A 17,325-nucleotide genomic window follows, 5' to 3' on the forward strand; every position below is an offset into this window, starting at 1 on the left:
ATCTTATAATTCTGTAAATTCTGATTCAGACAATCCCGGTTCTGTTTACTATTTTGGCATCAAATACATCACCATGCAGGCATATATTTTAGGCATTGATATAGGCACCGGCAGTACCAAAGCCGTGGCTGTAAGTTTAACGGGCGAACCGCTGGGTACAGTATCCAATCATTATCCTATTAACAGTCCCGAACCAGGTTATAGTGAGCAAGATCCTTTGCTGATTTGGGATGCTTTTGTAAAATGCCTTGCCGGTATTACGCTTAAATTGGGTTTGCCTCCTCAAGCTGTAAGTCTGAGCAGTGCCATGCACAGTATTATCCCGGTTGATGAAAATGGGGAGGCCTTGCTGCCTATGATGACCTGGGCTGATGCCCGGAGCGAAAATATTGCGCAAGCCTTGCGTGCAACAGAAAAAGGTGCATCGTTATATCATAATTGCGGTACCGCTATTCATGCCATGTCGCCATTAAATAAATTGCTTTGGCTGCGCGAAAATCGAAGCGATGTTTTCGAGGCTGCGCATAAGTTTATTTCGATTAAGGAGTTTATCTGGTTTAGGCTTTTTGGTGTTTTTGAGGTTGATTATTCCATAGCCTCGGCAACCGGGTTGTTTGATATTGTTAAAAAGGTATGGAATGAAGAGGCGCTTGCGTTAACGGGTATTACTCCTGCAAAATTATCAGCACCGGTTAATACTACCTATTATCGCGGCAATATCAAACCCAAGGTAGTCGCATTAACCGGGGTAAATATCAATACGCCATTTATTGCAGGGGCAAGTGACGGGGCCTGTGCTAATTTAGGCAGCCATACAACTGGCCCGGATGTGGCGGCGCTTACCATTGGTACCAGCGGTGCTGTACGGATCACGAGCTCGAAGCCGGTATATAACTATGAAGCTATGATCTTCAATTATCTGCTCGATGAGCATACTTATGTTTGCGGCGGGGCTGTGAATAACGGTGGTATAGCGGTTAACTGGCTGCTCAAAAACTTTTTGCAAAAGGACAGCATTACTGCTACAGATTATGATGCTTTATTTAACGAGATAGCAAGTGTGCCTGCCGGAAGCAACGGATTGATATTTTTACCTTACTTGTACGGCGAACGCGCCCCGCTTTGGGATACCAAAACCAGTGGCTCATTTTTCAATATCAAGCCTGCACATACCCGTTCGCACTTTTTACGCGCGGGGCTTGAGGGCATCTGCTTCGCACTGAACGATGTGCTTAAAACACTGGAGGATGCATCGGGCGGGATCAGGCAGGTCAATATCAGCGGTGGTTTTACCAGTTCGGCGGTGTGGACACAAATATTGGCGGATATCACCGGAAAAAGGCTTGCCGTGCTTCAATCTGAAGATTCATCAGCCCTGGGGGCAATTTATCTTGCTGCGCGGGTATTATATCCCGAAAGTTATGATGCACTCACCAAGGTTGAACAACAGGAATTTATCGAACCGAATACCAAAGATCATGAGGTTTACAGCAGGATGTTCCCTGTATTTAAAAAGCTTTATAGCGATTTAAAGGATAGCATGCATTTGGTGAATGGATGGGAGTGAAAATCAAAATATCGTCATGCCGAATTATAGAAGGCGGTAAAGTTTAAAATGGGTGTCATGCTGAGCTCGTCGAAGGCCTTTGCGCGCGACCCTTCGACAAGCTCAGGGTGACCAGTCCTTCTTTGTTTAATGTCGTTTCTCCTTCAGACTCCGCTGGATTTAAACAAGTTCAGGATGACGGTTTATAATATACTTATTCCAGCCCCAACCATTTCGCCAACCTCCAGCATCCATACACAATAACGGGTGCAGCCAATACATCAATAGTGTAGTGAATATGCTGTATCAGCAGCATTACTACCAATAACAGTGCAGCAATTAAAGCTATTATTTTGTCCGTTCGTTTTTGAAGGTGCAGGTATACTAATACCATAGTTGCCGTATGGCCAGAAAAAAATAGATCTTTAGTAATAAATGTATGCCCGTAAAAAGCACTGGTGCTGGGGTCGATAAGTGGAACAAGGCCTATTGGTGGATTAAGCTTGACCAGGCTAATGGTAACAAAGCGGGCGATACATACAAAGTTCAACGTCCAGATATAGGTAATACATACCCGTGGATTGTACAGTCCCCGCCACATCATGAGCAGTCCCATACTCCAGATGAGTATAAAAATCGGGACCGAAAGATCATACGCGGGTAAATGCGCCAGGATCCAATCGTGAAGTACAACGCCATCTGTTCTTTTTTCAATATACTTAAAGAAGGATGGTAGCAGATTGATGATGATCACTATGACAACAGTAGCGCTCAATAACTTAAGCCTGCTGGCTTTTGTATTGTAGGCGCTTTGCCAAAGCTGTTTTATATGATAGATAGACTGTAAATTCAATTATATTTTATTAAGTAAGGCCGCAAAAATACGGTTTGCTGATTAATATTAAGCCATTGTCAGGTGTTTGTTAATTTAATAAGTTTAAATATACATAATAAAAACAAATGCAATTATGTTGCATTAACTTATTTATATTTGCCTCATGGATTTTCAAAAGCTTTCGCCCCGGCTGGACAATATTGGTATAACCGCATCAACCCTTTGTGCTATCCATTGTGCAGTGGTGCCTTTGTTGTTTACCAGTTTGCCATTGGTTGGTCTCGGTTTTTTGGCTAATGCCTGGGTGGAGTGGGGGATGATCATTTTTGCTTTGGCTATAGGAGTATACTCTATCGGCATCTCCTACAGACGTACGCATCACCGTTCGGTACCATTAATAATGTTGGTATTGGGCTTTGCTATCATTATGGGTGGGCATGCTTTCGCGACAACAGGAAAAGCCGAGGCTATGATAGTCCCTTTTGGGGGATTGCTGATAGCTGCCGCGCATTATGTAAACTACAGGTATACGGATGCCTGCAATCATGATCATAAAACATATAAACTTAAAAAAGTTGAATAATGGATAAGCGCCACAGGAAATTCTTTTATGCATTTTTGCTGTTTAATTGCTTTTTAAGTCCTGCTTGTAATCATGAAAAGCATTATCATGTTCACAGTGTACGGCATAATATTGACAAAGCGCATAATTGACTCACCCGGTCTGCGCTTCGCTGGACCACCCTCTCTACGCAAGCGTAAAGAGGGTAAGGAAAATAAAAAATCAATCCCCTCTTTGCGAAGCAGAGTGGGGTGACGAGCGTAGCGAAGTCGGGGTGAGTCGATACATTGTACTTATAATAACGATATAAAAAATACCGTTATAAAAGCCGGCAACTAATAACGCATATTATACGTACCATTATTAAATTAGCGGCCTTATAATTATTACCTGATTAATACATGACACAAATCCGCGATATCCATCATTTTGAGCACCTGCTTGATAAGCATCACCTGAAAAAAACCGCGCCGAGGCTTCGGGTTTTATCTATGATGTCGTCAAGGCATGCGGCTACCTCACAGCCCGATCTGGAGAGCCTGATGCATGATATCGATAGGGTTACCCTTTACCGGATCCTTAATGCTTTTGAAGAAAAAGGGATCATTCATAAAGTGTTTGATCTTAATGGCACGGCAAACTATGCGCTGTGTTCGTCAAACTGTAACGAGCATGATCATCATGATGAGCACCTGCATTTTAATTGCACCCAGTGCAAAAATGTGTATTGCCTCAATGATATGAATTTGCCGGCCATAAATCTTCCTACAGGTTTTGAACCGCACGGCTTTACCTTGTATGCCCAGGGCCTATGCCCGAAATGCAGTAAAAAGGCGGTAAAAAAATGAAAGGTATCAGTACTTTTTTCAGGGTAGTCATCCTGTTTTTTACATTTCTTCCTTTAAGTTCATTTGCGCAGCAAAAAGATACCATACCGGCTGCTACAACCTTTAAGTTTAAAACGGTTATTATTGATGCCGGGCACGGCGGCAAAGACGCTGGGGCGCGTGGCTCGCATTCGTTCGAGAAAAATGTAACGCTTTCTATAGCCCTGAAGCTTAAGGCAGCACTTGATACGGCCATTACCGACGTTAAATCTATCCTTACCCGTACAGACGATACTTTTATTCCGCTGAACCAGCGTTCGGCCATTGCCAATCAAAACCATGGTAACCTGTTCATCTCTATTCACTGTAATTCGTCGCCCGAGGGTACGGCTGCGCGTGCACATAAACAAAAAGGAGTACTGCTGCTGGTATACGGCTTTCACCGCCTTAAGGAGCAGGAAGAGGCCGTACGTGAAAATGCCTCCATTTTCCAGGAAAAGGATTACAAGCAAAATTACGAGAGCTATGATGAAAGCGATCCTTCAAACCTGATCGTATTGAATGCTTATATTCAGAAATATCGTAAGCAAAGTATCCGCTTTGGCGACCTGCTCGACGATGAGTTTACCGGTGTAGACGGCCGGGAAAGTAACGGCGTAAAAGAACAGGGGGTACTGGTGCTGGCCCATAGCGCCATGCCGGCCGTGCTGATAGAAACCGGTTTTATCAACAACCCCGAAGAGGAAGAGTATCTTAATTCAGACGAAGGGCAGCACGAAATTGTGATGTCGATTATCAGGGCACTCCGAAATTACCGGAAAGCGATAGGCTCATAAACGGGATGAATAACTTAACGTCCCATCAGGGTCTCTCGCAGAGGACCCTGATGTATCCGCCACGCTTATTCGCTGTTCTGGATAACCTGGTAGATGTATAGAAAGCGGCGAACCTCAGGGTCCTCTGCGAGAGCCCCTGAGGGAACACGGGATTGCTTCGTGCCTCGCAATGACGCCTTCTTTATTACTTTACAGTAACCGTTTTTGTAAAACAGATATTATCCGAAGCGCTTCCTACCTGAATTTCAAATTCGCCGGGCTCTACTACGTACTGCATTCTATCGTTGTATAGGCCCAGTTCTGAAACAGGTACCTCAAGGGTTACCGTTGCGTGTTTGCCTGCTTTGATCAATACTTTACTGAACGCTTTGAGCTGTTTTACCGGGGTGGCGACAGAGCTGAATTTATCATGAATGTAAAGCTGCACTACTTCTTTGCCATCCCTGGTGCCGGTGTTTTCTACATCAACAGATACTTTGATAGTTCCGCCCGTTGCCGAAAAAACAGAATCAGCTAAAGTGCAGTTGGTATATTTAAAACTGGTGTAGCTTAAGCCATAGCCAAAATTCCAAACCGGTTCGGGTTTGTCAAAAATGTAGTGCATTTTAGGATCCTCAGGCGTGCCGGGCTGATCAAATGGTTCTTCCCTGTCGGTTACAAAATGATTATAGTAGCAAGGCGTATTACCTGTACTGCGCGGGAAAGATACATTTAACCTGCCCGACGGATTTACCGCTCCCGTGAGGATGTCCGCGAGTGTACGCCCTTGTTTTTCGCCGCCGTACCATTGCACAAGTACCGCATCGGCGTTGTCTTTAACCCATGGCATGGCAAGCGGTTTACCTGCAATAAACACTACTATCATGGGTTTACCGGTTGCTTTTATGGCTTTCAATAGATCCATTTGCACGCCGGGCAGTTCAAGTGATGACAGGTCAAAGCCCTCACCCGAGGTGGAGTACTTGGGACTACGACCTAAAAATGTACTGCGGGTACCAATGGCAACTATCGCGATATCGCTTGCCTCTACGGCTTTAACAGCATCCTGGATGTGAGTTTTATCCTGGCTCCACCAATCGCAACCCTCTGCGTTGTTTATGGTGACTTTGTTGCCGATAACTTCATTAAGTCCTTGCAGTAGAGTTACGCCCTCTTTCGGATCGCGCTGCGTCCAGGAGTAATCACCAAAAATGGTTTGGTTACTATTAGGACCAACCACTGCTATTGATTTGTATTTAGATAGATTTAGAGGTAAAATATTGTTGCTGTTTTTAACAAGCACGGCACTTTCATCAGCAACCTCTTTTGATACCGCTATGTTTGCGGCACTGTGTACTACTTTATCAACCTTTGCCGGGTTGCCATAAGGGGCATCGAACAAACCCAAAGTGAACTTAACCGTCAGTACACGGCGTACCGCGAGGTCAATATATTTCAGGTCCAGTTTGCCGCTTTCAACCAATTTTTGCAGGTGTTGATAAGCATCGTCTATATCAAGATCGATACCGGCAACAAGCGCCATTTTAGCGGCATCTTCCTGTGTTGCAACCGCATGATGAAAAGTTAGCAGGCGATCTACCGATCCCCAGTCGGAGTATACATAACCCTTAAAGCCAAGCTCGGTACGCAGTATATCGGTCATGTAATAATGAGATCCGCTCATGGCTATACCATCATATGAGCTATAGCATGACATTACTGCCAGCGGGTTGGTTTCGGCAATAACCCTTTTAAACGGGTACATGTACAGGCTGCGCAGTTCGCGCTCGCCGCCGCTTACATTGGCACAATTTAAACCTCCCGAAGGTGAGCCGTGTGCCATGAAATGTTTAGGGGTGCAGGTGATATTATATTTTTGATAGCCGTTTACAAAAGCGATACCCATTTGCGCTATCAGGTAAGGGTCTTCGCCGTAAGTTTCCTCTACGCGGCCCCATCTTAGTTCGCGGGCAATATCTAATACTGGTGAAAGGATCTGGTGAATGCCGATCACATCAGCTTCAGCACCGGCGGCCTCCGTCATTTTGCGGATCAGGACAGGATTAAAGGTACTTCCCTGTGCAAGCTCCTGGGGGAATAGTGTACAACCATTTTGCAGGATGCCTTCAATCCCTTCGGCGGCAGTAAGGATAGGGATGCCTAACCGTGTTTTGGTTAGCATGTAGGTTTGCAGCTTTTGGTACATATCGGCGCAATCTGCCGCTTTCATGTTCATTTCATGGGTGCAACCATAACTTTCGCCTTTAAAGATGCCTTCAATTTCATCTGCCCGGCCCGATGCCCTGTTCTGCAACTGCTGGATCTTTTCTTTCAGCGTCATTCGTGCCAGCAGGTCTTCAACCCGGGCGTTTACTGTGGCTTTTTTGTTCTTGTATAACGGTGTATCGGTTACTGTGCGTAAAGCGCCAAAGCAATTGATTCCCGATAAAAGCAGGAAGGCGATTAAGATAGACGTTCTTTTCATTAAGTGCTAATTAGGTAGTAGGTGTATATTGGTTTTGGATTTTTAAATTATAGCGCATATTCGCAATCGATTGCGAGTGTTTTGCGAAGATAAAACGTTTAACCAATTGAACAAAATGACTTGATATTAATTTACGGTTATGGATATAGCTGCTGTACTTCAGCATTATTTCATGATTAGAAGAGGGGCAAAATAGATTTTTAGTCCGGTTTTAGAAATGGACAAACCTGTATAAATGATGGATTAAAATATCGGCTTGATGCTGGCAAAAGGCTATTGAATAGGAAAGACGAAGAATTATTCCATACTGGTTTTTCTGCCGAATGTTTAGCTTAAAATGAACAAAAGAGCTGGCTGAGCCTCTTTTTTTCGTCTCATTTTAGGTGAGATTAAAGTTTTATACAGCAACATTAAATTAAATGGTTATGTAAATATTTGATTAAAAGCATGTTAAAATTAATGTTCGGAATTTGAAAAAATATTTTGACTGCATATGTCTGAAGTTATATATTTGCGGCCACCAACGCGAAAGTAGCTCAGTTGGTAGAGCACGACCTTGCCAAGGTCGGGGTCGCGAGTTCGAATCTCGTCTTTCGCTCAAAAGCCTTTCTCTGTGCGGAGAAAGGCATTTTTTATATCCTCAATTTATTGCATGCTCGTCGGGGGAATAACTAAAATGATTCTTAAAGGTATAGATGAAGTGCAACAGGGTTCACAAATCCTACTTCTGCGCTAACATTCCCTGATGCAGTAGTGCGCCAGCTCCAGCTCCATTTTTAAATGATTTAATGAAACAAAAGTATAGGCGATGGGCTACAGCGCTTTTGTTTTAAAGGCCGATGTTTTTTGTTTTAAAGACCATTTTTATAAAAATAGATCTGTAACAGTTTCGATACAAAAATGATCAGTGATAGGGAGTGAGCGCACGAGCACTGTAGGAGGGTAATTCTTCCCCGGTTCGGGAAAGTTTATATACGCTGATTTTACCTGTGAATAGGTAAAAAGGACTGTTTGCGGATAAATTTCTGTGATATTTTCAGGAAAACGTTTTGCGGTAACTGTACCAGCGAATAACTTTCAGCAGTTCTTCTTCTGAAATCATATTATTGCCGGTTGGTTGAAAAGCCAGTTCTTTATCCAGTATCGTAGCGAGCATTGGCTGTGCCAGGTCCGGATTGGATTGTGTTTCCGGTTCGAAAACGCAGACGTAACTCCCTGAACCAGGGATTAAGATTACGTCGACCCCATCAATGGAGTTTAGTAAATAATTTTGATCCATGCTGTACCAGTTGCAAAAAGCATACCTGTTAACGGGGGCGGCCAAAAAACAGGAGATACCCGTCGGCATCTTCCAGCTCAAAGCCGCGTAAGCCGTCATGAGTATCCTGCAAGGGAGAAGTAAAGACAGTTCCCCTCGATATAAATTCAGCGGCTAACTTATCCGGATCAGGAGTACCGACATAGGCGTCCCACCGGGCATCCGCGGCGCGTTTACGGTTGGGAACGGGATCTGCGTTTACAGCCTTAAGGAAGATCATCGCCCCATCGCGCTGTACAATAGCAAAAAAAGGATCATGGGCAGGTTCTTTAAAAACTGCTTCAAAACCAAGTTTTTCGCTATAAAAGCTAAGAGCTACCCTAACGTCGCGAACGATGAAGAATGGCGCAATGCCGGCGATGGATGGCTGATTCATGTGTTAAATATTGAGGTTGCTGATATAAAGGTATGAAGGCAAAGATGGATTAGCAATATGGGAATTTCAGTTTTACGAAGCCTTATCTATCAAGAATAGCTTATGGTCGGTTATCTCCCGGCTCTGGTCGATTTATCCACTAAAAATCAGGTAGTTCAGTATATTTGTTTATAAGGAAAATCATTTCTTATGATCGAAACTAATGATAACCTGTTTCTCCAATCTGCTAATCCTATGAAGAAAATCGCGCGCCATCAAATTTTAAAAGCTATGAAATTCAGCTTGTTCAAATTGCTTACTGTAAGCTCATTGTGTGTACCGGTAGTTTTTACAGCGATTAAATGCCAGGCGCAGGCTACGCCATCACGTTCCCTGCTTGCACTTTCAAAAAGTGATCACATCCTGGCTATCATCGATCCGGTTACCCTGAAAGTTCTCGCACGTGTTCCGGTAGGTTCCGATCCTCATGAGGTTGTAGCATCGGCTGATGGAAAGACCGCTTATGTTTCCATCTATGGCGGTGGAAGCCTGCACGAGCTTAGTGTGGTTGACCTCGTGGCACAAAAACCTTTGCCTGCCCTTGATACCAGGCCGTTGATGGGGCCTCATGGGCTAACATTTGCCGTGGGTAAGGTATGGTTTTCGGCAGAGGGTGCTAAAGCTGTCGGCCGTTATGACCCCGCAACGGGTAAGTTTGACTGGGCCATGGGAACAGGCCAGGACCGAACGCATATGATCTATGTAACCAATGATGGGAAAAAGGTTTATACCACAAATGTTTCATCGGCAACGGTAAGCATTTTGGTGGATAGCCTGCTGAAGCCAATGGGGCCTCCGGGAGGAGGGGCTCCTCCTGCAGGTGCAACGCCTCCGCCCGGGTTCACACCTCCGGCACGCCATGATTGGATACAGACAGTTATCCCGGTAGCCAAAGGCTCCGAGGGTTTTGATGTTTCGCCCGATGGTCTTGAACTATGGACTGCAGGTGCAGAGGACGGCAATATTTCAATCATCGATATTGCAGCCAAAAAGGTAACTACTACAATTGATGCGAAGGTTGTGGGTGCCAACAGGCTTCAATTTACACCGGATGGTAAGCGCGTACTGGTTACCAGCCTCCGTACCGGCGACCTGTTTATTTTCGATGCGGTATCGCACCAGGAGTTGAAACGTATAAATACCGGGCATGGCGCGGCTGGTATCCTGGTTGATGATGACGGATCACGCGCATTCATCGGTTGCACCGGAGATGATTATGTGGCTGTAATAGATCTCAATAAGTTGGAAGTGACCGGGCATATTAAGATACGCGGGGCAGATGGTTTGGCCTGGGCGGTTAGGCGGTGATGATGTATGTTGGCCATAGTTGAGTAAACATCTAAAATAATATAGAGCCCATCCTGATTTTTCGGAGGGGTTTGTACTCCAAATAGGATTATTGTCCAGCAGTTTTATAGAAGATTTAAAGAAAAGGTATTCTTACTTACCAAGTGGTAATTTTCTATATTATAAACCGTATTTTGTGAAGTAAAAGTTGAAATCAAAATGATCGTTTGCTACGAACTCTCCGGCTGGGATAACAACAGCCACATGACGGGAAGTTGTGAGGAATTATTCCCAGAGTTAATTGATATTCCAAAATGTGAAGTTTGCGGTTACAGGACAGATTACAGGTATCATAATCCTAACTTTAAATTGCGTAAAAAGGCGTATGACTACTCATCAACTTATGATAATGTTACGATTGTAAGCGACGCTTTTAAAAAGTTCTGCGAAGAAAACCAATATGACAACCTCGAATTTATTCCATTGGTTAAGGCACCAGGTTTTTTTCAGTTTTACATAAAAGGGAATATTATCGAATATACAGCACACAGGGAAGAAAACTTATGCCCGACTTGTGGTTTATATGAAAGCGTAATAGGGCCGGGGATTGATTTGGAAAAGATTAGTGAACCACTTAAAGATGGCTTCTATCAATCTGATCTCTGGTTTGCAAGTGGCAATGAAAAAAGCCCAGTAGAAATAATAGCCCCAGAAACTTTTATGAAATTAAAGGAAAAAAAGTTCAAAGGAACTGGCGGAGCTCGAAGCATTGAGAAATAAATAAAAGTTTCCCATAACAGAAAAACTGTAAGCCAAACGTACATTTAACTTACAGTCGTTTATTTGGTACTTCGGTAGGGAAGTCAATCCACAAAATATGTACCGCCTATCAAAACTGATAACTAACCCCTCCCTGAAATATAAATGAATTTTGCCTGTAAGAGATATTGGCTACCCGATCGTTAAGCTTACCAAAACCTTCAAATGGAACTTTTTGATCCATGTTAAATGTTTCCAGTCTTTGCATAAAGGTATGGCCGGCTACCATGGCGAACTTCCATCTTCTGCTAAGTGTGAGGTCATAAAGTAAGCCGGCGCTGTTTTGGCGCAAATGAATGTATTGAGGTTGATTGGTAGTATTTAGCCGGTACATACTGCCGTCTAAGCCAACAGTAAGGCCCAGTGATTGCGACTTGGAGAGCCTGCGTTTTAAAGAGGCCCTGGAAGGTAAAACAGCGGTAAGGTTCCAGTTGTCATTGATGGTCCAGTCAAAATCAGGTAGCGGTAACAGGAATTTGCCCGAATAGTTGCGGGTATATACCAATGTAACACCCCATTTAAAAGATTTGCTTGCCCGGAAGCCCAGGCGTACACCGAGGGTATACTGGATGTCGTTGGCTTCAATGCCGCTTTTAAAATCTGAACCGGCAGTGGCTAAACCTATAAAGGAAATTGTTTTAGTTCGGGAAAGCGAATAATTCAGCAATAACGGGATAGTGACAGAATGAAAAGCACTCTCGCCAATTTTTTCCTCGTTTGACAGGAACAAGCCCCGGTAACGGATGCCGGTTTTGATCAAAACAGAATTTACAGTCGAAAAATCTTTATAAACAGGGATGCCGATGTCAGCGATTGGCTGCTGCATGGTCATGGTACTGTTGTTTACTTTAACAGGGCTAACAATATCAGTTACGCTAACTCCACCAAGGAAGGGTGATGTGGTAAGAAACTTTTTATGTTTTGCAGTATCCGGGCTTTGGCAATAGGAAAGTATGGGCAATAAAAAGCCTGTCAGAAGAAAAATGTATTTTTTCATATCTGTTAATTTGTTTTAAAGTGTATAGGAGATGTTGTTGATTACATAGGGGTAACTACTGAAATTAGTTTCTTCATCAGGTTGTCGAACTGCTTTTTTTCTTCATCGGTAAACTCTGCTGCTAAGGCTGCATCAAACTTTTCAAGAACAGCATTGGCCTGTATAGAGAGTTTATTGCCGTATTCTGTTAATTCAACACGGGTTTTCCGTTTGTCGTTAATGTCCTGTTCTACCTTTACAATATTGTTCTTAAGCAAAAAGGCCACTGTTCTGTTAACGGAAGCCTTGTCGCGTTGTTGCCTGGAACAGATCTCCTGCTGAGAGGTAGGTCCGGAGTAGTACAGGCTAAGTAAAACCTGTAATTGATCCATCTCCAATGGAAAGCCCTGGTCCCTGAAGGCTTTATCACATTCCCGGCGCAGCCTGTTTGAAACCATCCCAATTTGGGCGATCATGTACGGCGGTATAGGATGATTATGCTGATCCATAATACAAAGGTAAACAAATGGTTGATATATCAACCATTTGTTGGAAATATAGTTTTATTCCGGTTTGCAAATAAAAGGGGGTAGGTGGGGGACAGTTAAGCGCCGGTAAATATGCATATTGCGGTTAACCAATTATTTTCACTGTAAACCCAATTATGACAAAAAACTGCGCCTTTGCAGCAAAACCTGTTGCCCTTGCTTTGTTGCTAATGTTTTTATTCACACAAATTAACCTGTATGGTGCCGCAAAAGGACTTAAGATAGTTAACCTGCAAGTGGAGTATACGGATACTCCCATTGGTATTGATGTTAAATTGCCCCGTTTCAGCTGGCAAATGCTGGCATCCGGAAGCACGAGAGGGTACAGCCAAATGGCCTATCAGATCACAGTAAAAGATCCGCAGGGGAAAGTAGTATGGAACAGCTCCAGAATTAAAAGCGGAACAGCCCTGGCTGTGGTTTATGCCGGTTCTCCGCTTAAAGCCACAACCCGGTATAATTGGACAATAAATGTTTGGGATCAGGCGGGCGGTGTTTCCTCCGCTGGCTCCTGGTTCGAGACCGGGTTGATGGACACCGGCATGTCGGCCTGGGATGGCGCGCAATGGATAGGTGGCGGGGATAATGACCTGGTACTTTATGCGCATTATCTGCCGTTATATAACCTCCAATATAAAGTGGCTATTGCGCCGGGCAGCTCCAGGGCAAGTATGATCTTCGCTGCTAATGATCCACGTTTGATGGATAGTAACAAGAACGTTTTTCAGCTCGCCAATAAAAAGAACCAATCGTATTTTAAAGTTGAGTTGGATATTTCGGGTTTGGAGCAGGGCGGGAATGCGAAGATCAATGTATACCGGGCAGGATATTCGGAAAAAGATATATTGGGTAAAGTATTTAAAAGTTTCCCGGTAAAAAACGACCTGATTGGTAATGGCAACAAGAACAAACCACACTCCATCCTGGTCCATAACGAGTTTGGTACGCTTACATTTACTGTCGACGATGATAAAACATTTCTTGCCGATGAGAAAAATGGAACAGTGGTAGCACCGGCAAACCGCGGAGCTGTAGTAACGCTTAACCCGCTTGGGACGGGTCATGATTTGATCACATACGGGATGCTGGGGGAGATAGGTTTTTCTGCAGATCAGGGGCAGAAGGCTAAATTTTCTGATCTTACCGTGTCAAATATCAGGTCGCCGCGTAGTACTTTATTCAATGAAAAACTTGATGAAAATAGCTACCGCGGAATTTTCAAAGAAGCTGCTGCCGTGTCATCGTCAGGGCTAACTATAAAAGATGGGAAATATGAAGTAAACGGCGGAAATGCCGGGGCGTTTATCCTTGCCGATCCAAGCCGGAATGCCATGCCGATGTTACGGTCGGTGTTTAATACCGATAAAGCTATTTCAAAAGCCAGGCTTTATGTAACTGCAAGAGGGATCTATGAAGTTTATCTTAATGGTAAGCGGGTAGGTAACGATTATTACAACCCCGGGCTTACCCAGTATAACAAGACCCACCTTTACCAAACATATGATGTAACCGCCATGATAGGCAAAGGAAGAAATGCCATCGGCGCCATGCTTGGAGAAGGTTGGTGGAGTGGCTTACTGAGCTACGGTTCTGTTTGGAACCATTTTGGCGACCGGCAATCATTGCTGGCTAAACTGGTAATTACCTATGCCGATGGTTCGGAAGAGGTGATCAAAACCAACGATAAAAGCTGGAAATATTATAATCATGGCCCTGTTGTTTACAGTAGCCTGGATATGGGCGAGGTTGATGATGCAACCAGGGATGCCGCTGTTAAAGATTGGAACACGGTAGCCTACGATGATCGCAACTGGCAAAAAGCGGAAGAGATATCTTTAAAAGGAACAACATATACAGGGGATGAAGTCGACTACTTCGGAAAAAAGATCCCTCTTGATTTTGACCATATTTTGATGACCGGGCAGATCGGTACATCGGCAGGCATCTATAAAACCCTTACCGCAAAAGGGGTGAAGGAGGTTAGAAAAGGTGTTTATGTATATGATATGGGGCAAAACTTTGTAGGTGTGCCTAAGATCAGCATCAAAAATGGCATCGCCGGAAAGAAACTGACGCTGCGTTACGCCGAGATCCTGTACCCGAACCTGAAAGAATCCGGTAAAAATGTAGGTATGATCATGACCGAAAATTACCGTGCAGCTTTAAGCCAGGATCTTTATATCATGAAGGATGGCGACCAGGTGATCCAACCGCATTTTACGTCGCATGGGTATCAGTATATTGAAATCACCGGTATTGATAGTCCGCTGCCTCTTGGTGATGTGCAGGGACTGGGAATCAGTTCGGTAAAAAAACTTACGGCCGATTATGCAACTTCCAACCCAAAGGTGAACAAACTATGGTCAAACCTTACCTGGTCAAATATCGATAACTTCCTGACCATACCTACAGACTGCCCGCAAAGAAATGAGCGGATGGGCTGGTCGGGTGATATTAGTATTTTTTCGCGTACGGCTACCTATGTATCCAATGCCGATCAGTTTTTACGCAGGCATATGCTGGCCATGCGAGACCTGCAAACCGAGCAGGGTCGGTTTACTGATATAGCGCCTGTTGGCGGTGGATTTGGCGGGGTAATTTGGGGAAGTGCTGGGATCACCGTAGCATGGGAAGCCTACCAGCAATATAATGATTTATCCCTGCTTGCAGAACATTACGAGGCTATGAGCAGGTACATGGACTATATAGACTCAACCATCGACCCGAAAACAGGCTTCAGTACAGATGGCGTACTGGGCGACTGGCTTGGTCCGCAGTATATGCAGTTGGGTACCGCCTTCCCGGTTACGGCTTATCATGTTTATGACCTGGGCATTATGGCAAAGGTCGCCGTCATTTTAGGAAAGAAAGACGATGCTGAGAAGTTCAGCAAAAAATATGAAGAGCGTAAAGCCTTCTTCAATAAAACATTTGTTAATGCTGATAAAAAGGCCGTAGGATTTATTGGCGGTGGGATGTTCGGCGAACCCGGAAAGAAAGAGTTTAAAGTTTCGGATACACAAACCGCTTATGCAACAGGCTTGGCACTTGGCGTATTCAGCGACGAAAACGTCAGTTATATGGCAAAAAACCTGGAGGCTGCCGTTGAACGGGAAAATAAGGATGACCAGGGCATTGTCCGCCCGGCTTATTCCCTCATGACAGGGTTTGTAGGTACGGCAGGGATCAGCAAGGCACTTTCAGATCATGGGCATTCGGACCTGGCTTATAAAATGTTGCAGAATGAGCATTACCCATCATGGCTGTATGCTATTGACCAGGGCGCCACAACCATTTGGGAAAGGTTAAACGGATATACTGTAGAGAATGGTTTTGGCGGCAATAACAGCATGAACTCATTTAACCACTATTCGTTCGGTGCAATTGGCCAGTGGATGCTTGCTTATTCTATCGGGATCCAGCGCGATGAGCCTGGGTTTAAGAAATTTATTTTGCAACCAGAGCCCGATCCTACTGGCAAGATGACCTGGGCAAAAGGGTCTTATGAGTCGCCCTATGGCAGGATAAACAGCAGCTGGTCTGTAAGCGGCAAAACATTGACTTATAACGCTACAGTTCCGGCAAATACTACGGCTACTTTATTACTTCCGGCAACCGCCGTTAAACAGGTTACTGAAGGTGGTAAGCCTATCGCCGGGGTAAAAGGTATCACTTTTATCAGGGTTGAAGGAAATAAGGCGGTTTATCGTTTGGCGTCTGGGGATTATCGGTTTCAGTCAACTCTGTAAAAAAACGTTCCCTCAGGGTCTCTCGCAGATTTAAGTTAACCCACAAAACGCCTTGCAGTTTAATCGGCAAGGCGTTTTGTTTTGCCCCTATGGGGCAAAGGATATTTCTATACTTTTATGCTACTACAAACCTTTTGCACCTCTGGTGCATCTTTCCTTAAGCACACCTTAATTAATACCTGATTATGTTATAAAACCTTGCCGGCCCCAGCGGGGCCACATGTTTATAGCCTTAAAAGAGGATATTTTTTGGCTCCATAGGTGCCTCCTATTGAAATTTTAGGTTGGTGAATTTTGTGGGTTAACTTAAACTTGCAGAGGATCTTGAGGTTCACCGATGATAAAAGAGGGCCGGTCAGTCTTCGACAGGCTCAGACTGACCCCGTTTTCAATGTCCCTTACTTGATCAACGTAACAAGGGGCTTGTCTTTTTCAACAATATAAGTAGCAAGTTCACTTGCTTTAGTATCTCCCACATTTTTTACCGAATGTGCAATGCCGTAGGGAATAAATAAAACATCGCCGGCTTTAAGTATTGCCGGCTGTTTGCCCTCTACATGGTATTCGAGTTCGCCGGCAAGTACATAGATGATTTCCTCGCCAAAGTGTGTATGTGACGGATAAGCTTGTCCCTTTTCAATATCTACGCGTATCTGTACCATTTCGCGGCCGGGAGTGCTCAGGTCATGGCGCTGCAGCTCGGTGCGGCCTCCCGCTGGAACCTGCTGTGCAAAGGATGATGAAGGAAGCGTAAAGGCTGCAAGGACAGCAATAATGATGGCAGCAGCCAGTTTGTTTTTGTTAGTTTTCATGGTGTTAGTTTAATTTTTAGTAAAACTACGGTCTTGAACAGCCTGTTATGAAACACCAAATCAATGAAGCAGACCAAATTAACCTTCAGGCAGACATTCGCAGGGCTGGAATAGTCGGGTTTTGCCAAACAAATTTGTATCTGTCGGTGGCATTGCCTGACAGGTGCCTGAATTATTCAATACTTAAATAAATGGTGTTATTTTTTGTGCAATCGATTGCACATTTAATTTTTTGTTAACTATATTTGTTTTTAACCAATTACCGTGCATTAATTAGTAAAGCTTTATTAATGCGATGGCCGTTCTTTTCAACACAATATAAAGCTGGTGA

13 protein-coding genes and 1 tRNA gene are annotated in these 17,325 nt (G+C 44.1%); 8 read left to right on the top strand and 6 right to left on the bottom strand.

Going from position 1 to position 17,325, the window contains the following annotated elements:
• Positions 1 to 1,567 (top strand): gluconokinase (locus VF500_RS05625; RefSeq protein WP_330858734.1); only part of this gene is annotated, 1,567 nt, incomplete at its 5' end.
• A gap of 193 nt (positions 1,568 to 1,760) precedes the next feature.
• Here the strand turns inward: VF500_RS05625 and VF500_RS05630 are convergent.
• Positions 1,761 to 2,399 (bottom strand): phosphatase PAP2-related protein, encoded by a 639-nt coding sequence (locus tag VF500_RS05630; RefSeq protein WP_330858735.1) that lies wholly within the window; start codon positions 2,397 to 2,399, stop codon positions 1,761 to 1,763.
• 145 nt (positions 2,400 to 2,544) lie between these two features.
• Here VF500_RS05630 and VF500_RS05635 point away from each other — a divergent pair, with 145 nt between their 5' ends.
• From VF500_RS05635 to VF500_RS05645, 3 genes are all read left to right on the top strand, one after another.
• Positions 2,545 to 2,964, top strand: coding sequence for a MerC domain-containing protein (locus tag VF500_RS05635; RefSeq protein WP_121224433.1), 420 nt, complete (start codon positions 2,545 to 2,547; stop codon positions 2,962 to 2,964).
• A gap of 380 nt (positions 2,965 to 3,344) precedes the next feature.
• Positions 3,345 to 3,791, top strand: a complete 447-nt coding sequence (locus tag VF500_RS05640) for a Fur family transcriptional regulator (RefSeq protein WP_330858736.1) — start codon at positions 3,345 to 3,347, stop codon at positions 3,789 to 3,791.
• Entirely contained in the window at positions 3,788 to 4,606 is an 819-nt protein-coding gene (locus tag VF500_RS05645) for an N-acetylmuramoyl-L-alanine amidase (protein WP_330858737.1), read from the top strand. The genes VF500_RS05640 and VF500_RS05645 overlap by 4 nt, the downstream gene beginning before the upstream one ends.
• A 184-nt stretch (positions 4,607 to 4,790) precedes the next feature.
• Here the strand turns inward: VF500_RS05645 and VF500_RS05650 are convergent, their stop codons facing one another.
• Positions 4,791 to 7,070: a glycoside hydrolase family 3 N-terminal domain-containing protein gene (locus VF500_RS05650; protein ID WP_330858738.1), complete on the bottom strand. Its 2,280-nt coding sequence runs from the start codon at positions 7,068 to 7,070 to the stop codon at positions 4,791 to 4,793.
• A gap of 525 nt (positions 7,071 to 7,595) precedes the next feature.
• Between VF500_RS05650 and VF500_RS05655 the strand changes: the two genes are divergently transcribed.
• Positions 7,596 to 7,668: transfer RNA gene (locus VF500_RS05655), tRNA-Gly, on the top strand.
• 709 nt (positions 7,669 to 8,377) lie between these two features.
• Here the strand turns inward: VF500_RS05655 and VF500_RS05660 are convergent.
• On the bottom strand, positions 8,378 to 8,764 hold the full coding sequence (locus VF500_RS05660) for a VOC family protein (RefSeq protein ID WP_330858739.1): 387 nt from the start codon (positions 8,762 to 8,764) through the stop codon (positions 8,378 to 8,380).
• A gap of 270 nt (positions 8,765 to 9,034) precedes the next feature.
• On the opposite strand from VF500_RS05660, the gene VF500_RS05665 reads away from it, so the two are divergent.
• Positions 9,035 to 10,111 carry a YncE family protein gene (locus VF500_RS05665; protein ID WP_330858740.1) on the top strand — a complete coding sequence of 359 codons (1,077 nt, stop codon included), beginning with the start codon at positions 9,035 to 9,037 and terminating at the stop codon, positions 10,109 to 10,111.
• A 198-nt stretch (positions 10,112 to 10,309) separates the two neighbouring features.
• Positions 10,310 to 10,870: a hypothetical protein gene (locus tag VF500_RS05670; protein WP_330858741.1), complete on the top strand. Its 561-nt coding sequence runs from the start codon at positions 10,310 to 10,312 to the stop codon at positions 10,868 to 10,870.
• A gap of 109 nt (positions 10,871 to 10,979) precedes the next feature.
• On the opposite strand, the gene VF500_RS05675 is transcribed toward VF500_RS05670, so the two are convergent.
• Together VF500_RS05675 and VF500_RS05680 are read right to left on the bottom strand one after the other, a co-directional pair.
• Positions 10,980 to 11,906, bottom strand: coding sequence for a DUF6268 family outer membrane beta-barrel protein (locus VF500_RS05675; protein ID WP_330858742.1), 927 nt, complete (start codon positions 11,904 to 11,906; stop codon positions 10,980 to 10,982).
• Between the two features lie 41 nt (positions 11,907 to 11,947).
• Complete coding sequence (locus VF500_RS05680; RefSeq protein WP_330858743.1) at positions 11,948 to 12,394, bottom strand: MarR family transcriptional regulator; 447 nt, start codon at positions 12,392 to 12,394, stop codon at positions 11,948 to 11,950.
• 155 nt (positions 12,395 to 12,549) lie between these two features.
• On the opposite strand from VF500_RS05680, the gene VF500_RS05685 reads away from it, so the two are divergent.
• Entirely contained in the window at positions 12,550 to 16,182 is a 3,633-nt protein-coding gene (locus tag VF500_RS05685) for a family 78 glycoside hydrolase catalytic domain (RefSeq protein WP_330858744.1), read from the top strand.
• A gap of 398 nt (positions 16,183 to 16,580) precedes the next feature.
• On the opposite strand, the gene VF500_RS05690 is transcribed toward VF500_RS05685, so the two are convergent.
• The gene (locus VF500_RS05690; RefSeq protein ID WP_330858745.1) at positions 16,581 to 16,994 is read right to left on the bottom strand and encodes a cupin domain-containing protein; all 414 of its coding nucleotides are present in this window, start codon (positions 16,992 to 16,994) and stop codon (positions 16,581 to 16,583) included.
• Between the last annotated feature and the right edge of the window lie 331 nt (positions 16,995 to 17,325).

Source organism: Mucilaginibacter sp. (assembly GCF_036383575.1).
GTDB lineage: Bacteria > Bacteroidota > Bacteroidia > Sphingobacteriales > Sphingobacteriaceae > Mucilaginibacter.

What these genes read in the sequence shown, in the direction of transcription:
- VF500_RS05680 (WP_330858743.1), bottom strand. Translation starts at nt 12,394, where the DNA reads ATGGATCAGCATAATCATCCTATACCGCCGTACATGATCGCCCAAATT.
- VF500_RS05640 (WP_330858736.1), top strand. Translation starts at nt 3,345, where the DNA reads ATGACACAAATCCGCGATATCCATCATTTTGAGCACCTGCTTGATAAG.
- VF500_RS05670 (WP_330858741.1), top strand. Translation starts at nt 10,310, where the DNA reads ATGATCGTTTGCTACGAACTCTCCGGCTGGGATAACAACAGCCACATG.
- VF500_RS05675 (WP_330858742.1), bottom strand. Translation starts at nt 11,906, where the DNA reads ATGAAAAAATACATTTTTCTTCTGACAGGCTTTTTATTGCCCATACTT.
- VF500_RS05635 (WP_121224433.1), top strand. Translation starts at nt 2,545, where the DNA reads ATGGATTTTCAAAAGCTTTCGCCCCGGCTGGACAATATTGGTATAACC.
- VF500_RS05690 (WP_330858745.1), bottom strand. Translation starts at nt 16,994, where the DNA reads ATGAAAACTAACAAAAACAAACTGGCTGCTGCCATCATTATTGCTGTC.
- VF500_RS05665 (WP_330858740.1), top strand. Translation starts at nt 9,035, where the DNA reads ATGAAATTCAGCTTGTTCAAATTGCTTACTGTAAGCTCATTGTGTGTA.
- VF500_RS05685 (WP_330858744.1), top strand. Translation starts at nt 12,550, where the DNA reads ATGACAAAAAACTGCGCCTTTGCAGCAAAACCTGTTGCCCTTGCTTTG.
- VF500_RS05645 (WP_330858737.1), top strand. Translation starts at nt 3,788, where the DNA reads ATGAAAGGTATCAGTACTTTTTTCAGGGTAGTCATCCTGTTTTTTACA.
- VF500_RS05660 (WP_330858739.1), bottom strand. Translation starts at nt 8,764, where the DNA reads ATGAATCAGCCATCCATCGCCGGCATTGCGCCATTCTTCATCGTTCGC.
- VF500_RS05650 (WP_330858738.1), bottom strand. Translation starts at nt 7,070, where the DNA reads ATGAAAAGAACGTCTATCTTAATCGCCTTCCTGCTTTTATCGGGAATC.